This is a genomic window from Microcystis sp. M_QC_C_20170808_M9Col (assembly GCF_007095495.1).
In the GTDB taxonomy this organism is placed as follows: Bacteria; Cyanobacteriota; Cyanobacteriia; order Cyanobacteriales; family Microcystaceae; genus Microcystis; species Microcystis aeruginosa.
This window is the reverse complement of record NZ_SFBZ01000019.1, coordinates 1-4,607: the sequence shown is the minus strand read 5'-3', so window position 1 is coordinate 4,607 and position 4,607 is coordinate 1. Positions and strand designations below refer to the sequence as shown.

At 42.3% G+C, this 4,607-nt stretch carries 4 protein-coding genes; 2 read left to right on the top strand and 2 right to left on the bottom strand.

The features are described 5' to 3' along the window. Positions 1–266 precede the first annotated feature (266 nt). Together EWV68_RS01355 and EWV68_RS01350 are read right to left on the bottom strand one after the other, a co-directional pair. Positions 267–1,718: a serine/threonine-protein kinase gene (locus EWV68_RS01355; RefSeq protein ID WP_287168568.1), complete on the bottom strand. Its 1,452-nt coding sequence runs from the start codon at positions 1,716–1,718 to the stop codon at positions 267–269. Between the two features lie 90 nt (positions 1,719–1,808). Continuing rightward, entirely contained in the window at positions 1,809–2,708 is a 900-nt protein-coding gene (locus EWV68_RS01350) for a J domain-containing protein (protein WP_287168566.1), read from the bottom strand. A gap of 318 nt (positions 2,709–3,026) precedes the next feature. Here EWV68_RS01350 and EWV68_RS01345 point away from each other — a divergent pair, with 318 nt between their 5' ends. Both EWV68_RS01345 and EWV68_RS01340 read left to right on the top strand, forming a co-directional pair. Beyond that, positions 3,027–4,025, top strand: a complete 999-nt coding sequence (locus tag EWV68_RS01345; protein ID WP_287168565.1) for a glycosyltransferase family A protein — start codon at positions 3,027–3,029, stop codon at positions 4,023–4,025. Positions 4,026–4,355: 330 nt separating this feature from the next. After that, a complete protein-coding gene (locus EWV68_RS01340; protein WP_072319915.1) occupies positions 4,356–4,487 on the top strand; it encodes a DUF433 domain-containing protein in 132 nt (43 codons plus the stop codon). Positions 4,488–4,607: the final 120 nt, after the last annotated feature.

Sequence of the window (4,607 nt, the reverse complement as noted above, 5' to 3'; positions counted from 1 at the left end):
CTTGTCCATTAAGAAATGTTACAAATTACATGGGTACATTAAGAAAAGTTAAGGGGGTGCATCCATTGATGGATAAGGGTTTTCGGCTATTATAGTATATATGTATGGGGGAAGTTCAGAAAAAATGCGGTCGGACTGACCGTGTTAGAAAACGCTTGCGGAGGCGATTTGACGGGGATCGACCGGGTTAAACCAAGTCGATCTAGTTAAAAGCCTAAGAACCGAGAATCCCCCGCTACACTGCGCGAGCGGTTAGCGCGGGAGAGTCAATAATTACTATTTTCTTCAGGAGGAGAAGGTGATAAAACAGGAGGAGCGATCGGTTCAATTTTATCCTCATTAACCGGGGGATTAATCACCTCTGGAACAGGGGAAGGGGAAGGAGAAGGGGAAGGAGAAGGAAGGGGAGAAACTTGAGGACTTGGCTCCGTTTCAGGAAGGGGAACAGGAATAGGAATTACTTCTTCTGGGGTGGGACTAGGAGTTAATTCTGGAGTCACTTCTGGACTAGGAATCACCTCTGGGGTAGGAGTCGGGGATGGGGTAGGAGTCGGGGAATAAATGGGAGTCCGTTGACGAGAAGGTCGTCGGATAGGGGGAAAATCTTGGGAGGGAGGAGGAATGATTTCAGGACTAGGAGAAGGTTCGGGGGGTGGTAATGGTTCAATTTCCTCATTTTTGGGTAAAAGAGCCATAAATCCCCGATATCCTAGGGCAAAAGCCCCAATTGTCACCGCAAAAATCAGCAAAATCGACAGCCAAGGATTCTTTTTTTCCCCAGAATTGGGTTGAATAACCACAGTGGGGGAGACGGTTGGTTTTGGGGGTGTAGAGGACTTTAATCGGGGACTATGGGGAGAAACCGCGATAGTCGGTTGGGTGGACAAATCGGGGGATATTTCTCCTAAAGCTGCCAACATTTCCCTGGCAGTAGCAAATCGATCCCGGGGATGAAAACGGATCGCTCGATCGATTACCATAGCTAAATTAGGATTAACATTTTCTGCCTCCTGTCGCCAGAGAATTTCCCCCGTGCGCGAGTCAGTTTCTAGATATTGGGGAGTTTTTCCCGTTAATAAAAAAATCGCCGTTAAGCCTAGGCTGTAAAGGTCACTAGAAAAGACCGGTCTCCCGGCGGCCTGTTCTGAAGCCATATAACCGGGGGTGCCAAGGGCGATCGAATAGGCACTTTTTCCCGTAGGATCGAGTAAGGTGGCGACTGCTTCTTTCATTACCCCAAAATCGATTAAAATGGGCAAATTATCACTATTTCTTAAGATAATATTATCGGGTTTCACATCCCGGTGAATAATGCGGCGACTGTGAATAAAATCAAGAACAGGCAGTAAATTCTCTAAAATCTTCTGCACTGCTGAGGAAGATAAATTTCCCTGACGTTGCTGTTTTTGGGTTAGTGTCTCCCCTTCAATCCACTCCTGCACCAGATAGAAGTGATTATCTTGGGCAAAATAACCGTATAAACGGGGTATTTGGCGATTTTGCTCCCCCAATTCCTCTAAAACGCTTGCTTCTTTCTGAAAACGTTCTTTTAACCATTCTGGCATCCCCTCACTTTGAATGGCCGGCTGCAATTTTTTAATCACACAGCGCCGTTGAGAAGGCATATTCGTATCGATAGCGATATAAGTTTCCCCAAATCCCCCCCTAGCAAGGATACTAACAATTTGGTAGCGATTGTTTAAAAGCACTAGATTCATTACCCTGAGAGTGCAAGCGTGGTCATAAATTGTTCCTAGACTAACATTCTTTCGTTAAGGAAAAAGTCAAGGGAAAAACTAGAGTAAAGTCTAAGGAATCCAGCGACGGATTTTCGTCCACAAAGGTGCATTATCTTGACTACTCATCTCCTGAAAACTTTGATAACAATCGTAGGCGCGATTAAGATGGGTGGTGATTTCTGTCGCATTGGGATGGGAATTGCGATCGGGATGCCAATAACACAAGAGAGTTTTATAATTGTTCTCAATCCGGCTAGTCGTGGTAAAAGGAGTAATCCCCAAAACTCGCCACCAAACGGGATTAGCCGACTCTATAATCATCACGGCCAAGGAACGGGGCGAAGGATAGAGAATTTGGGCGATTAATGACCAATCTGACCCATAACACCGCCGATAAACCGCTTTAACCCGCTCTTTTCCCAACTGTTCACAAGCTTGTAAATGCCATTGACGAAAATCCCTCCGCATCTGCTGATGAGTTCGCAAATCTCGCCTGGCAAATCTGCCCTCAGCTAGTTTATTAGTGCCAATAGTGTTAAAGTTACCATGAGCGATCGCTTTTAGATCCCAGTAAAGATGATAAAAAGGATCTTGACCCAAGGCGAGACTTTCCAGAATTTCCTTAGCGTAACCTCTAGCCGGATTTAATTGCAATAATTCCCCTAATTCCCGACAAAACTGCTCATTTTCGGGCATACCGCGCCATTGCCAATAGTTAACATCCGGTTTTGCCAGAGACTGCCTATATACACTGCGCCACACCTGCGGAACAGTACAGGCGATCGGGGTAGCTAAGGGAGTAGCCAGGGGATAAAATTGACCCTTTAAAGAGCTTTCAGGAGCATCTTCTAGTAAACAAGCAAGATGATAGGCGGGATGACTACGGGGCTTTTTTTGGGGGCTAATAAACCAAAAAGCCGTTAAAATGAGAATTAAGTACAAGAGTAGAGAAAGAATTTGCTCCGCCATCGCCACTTTTAGTTAGTCTGCTCAGTTACCTGAAGAATTATAATTCGTGCTATGGTCGCTGAAAAGTTCTTTGTATCTCGGCTGATTGTCACAAATCTGCCTAAAGGAGGTTGTTTGCAGTAGGCTAATCTAGCTAACAGGCTTCTGGGTTTGATATACGGAAAAGTTCGCTGCAATTCCGCTAAAATGGGGTGATATGCCGAAAGTTTTCCCATATCCTTACTCTGAGGACTGTTATAGGTCAAGTTTCTGTATAATCAACAGTTAGATGTCCCTCGATTTTAGGCATACTATCAATTAAAGAGAAGAGAGTAGAGAATGCTTTTATCTATCGTTACACCAACTCGTGGTAATTTCTCATCTTACTGGTTCGAGCAGCTTAGGTCTATTCAAGGAGATGTAGAGTTCATATTAGTTTATCCACCAGGGCAAGTAATTCAAGAATTTAATGATTCGAGGATCAAAGCTATTGTAAGTCCTTATAAAGGAGAATTAATACAGCGTGCGACTGGTTTATTGAATGTATCAGGAGACTACGTTATCGCTTTAGATGATGATGACTTTTTGCATCCACAGATCACTGACATAGTAAAATCATATTTTGAGTTATATCCTGGAAGTATATGTTTACGTTTATGCAAAAAAAGCATACACTATCAAGATACAAAGTCGATTGAGCGTTCATGGGACGATCTACCTGATATTGCTAAGCTCACTGCTGTTGAGACAAAATATAACAGGGAAGAGTATGCTGAAAGTGAAATTCTTCAAGAAATCCCTATTTCTCCTTTAAATAATAAATTTAAGCTTAACTCCTTATGGTTTTATAGCGAGCGAACGGATCAAAAAGGACCACATCCTGAGAATTTCAATAACAAAGTTTGGAAGACGAATATTACACGAGAAGCAGTTGAAGATTTATTGAGCTTTACACAAATTTTAGGATCGCTAACTTGGATTCCTTTCTGGTGCTTTGATCGATTGTTAGGTCTGTACTTGCAGGCTAGAATATTTCAACAGGGAATGGTTCTTGGTCATTGGTTACATGGTGCAGAGCAAATCAGATACATTCAAGCAGCATGGAGTACAAAAGGTGAAATTCGCTCAGCGTTTGCTGCAGATATGCTTCTTGCCTTGAGATTTCCACAGCACGGGTATTTTTGGAACTTGTTCTTCCATGAAATGTGGTTTGCATTGAAGATATTTATAAAGACAAAATTAGATAGAATTAGTAAAGGATTTCGAGTCAAAGTTTTGGCTTTCTCTAAACTTTTAGCGGCTCTTCGTTACTTGTTATGGTCCGATAGGGGGGCATAAATCGACTAAATCCTTATCTGGCAAGAGATTTAATTGATTAGTTCGCTCTAGATCAAAAACAATTGACAAAAATCGCCAAATATCTTTCTATATAAGGGTTTCATCTCTTATAATCCTTTCCGTTGCATAAGACAAACCGAAGAACCCTTTTAGCTTATCACCTTCTAAGACGCAGTTGCGGCGGATGAGTAGATTCTGGTAGGGTTCGTTCCTTAATGCAATTCCTACCGCTGCAGCGATCGATTTTAAGGAAACCCAACATCCTCACCTACTACCATGAAAGGATATAATAAGTTTACTTAAGGTCATCAAAGAGGTAACAAAACCTTAATGGAAAGTCGTATCCATATCCATCCAGATATTTGTAATGGAAGACCTGTTATAGCTGGAACCCGAATTCCGGTGCAAACAGTTATGGAATTTTTGGCAGCAGGGGATTCTATTGAAGAAGTCCTTGAATAATAGACCTCTTGCAAAAGTCTTAAGTCGATCCTTGTACAGCAACATTTTTGAAGATTATCAACTACTAATAAATAATTAACTGAAAGTCCCTCCCATTATTGTTTCTATCGTTTGTTTTCG

Coding starts and splice junctions, on each gene's coding strand:
- EWV68_RS01355 (WP_287168568.1), bottom strand. CDS start 1,718: ATGAATCTAGTGCTTTTAAACAATCGCTACCAAATTGTTAGTATCCTT.
- EWV68_RS01350 (WP_287168566.1), bottom strand. CDS start 2,708: ATGGCGGAGCAAATTCTTTCTCTACTCTTGTACTTAATTCTCATTTTA.
- EWV68_RS01345 (WP_287168565.1), top strand. CDS start 3,027: ATGCTTTTATCTATCGTTACACCAACTCGTGGTAATTTCTCATCTTAC.
- EWV68_RS01340 (WP_072319915.1), top strand. CDS start 4,356: ATGGAAAGTCGTATCCATATCCATCCAGATATTTGTAATGGAAGACCT.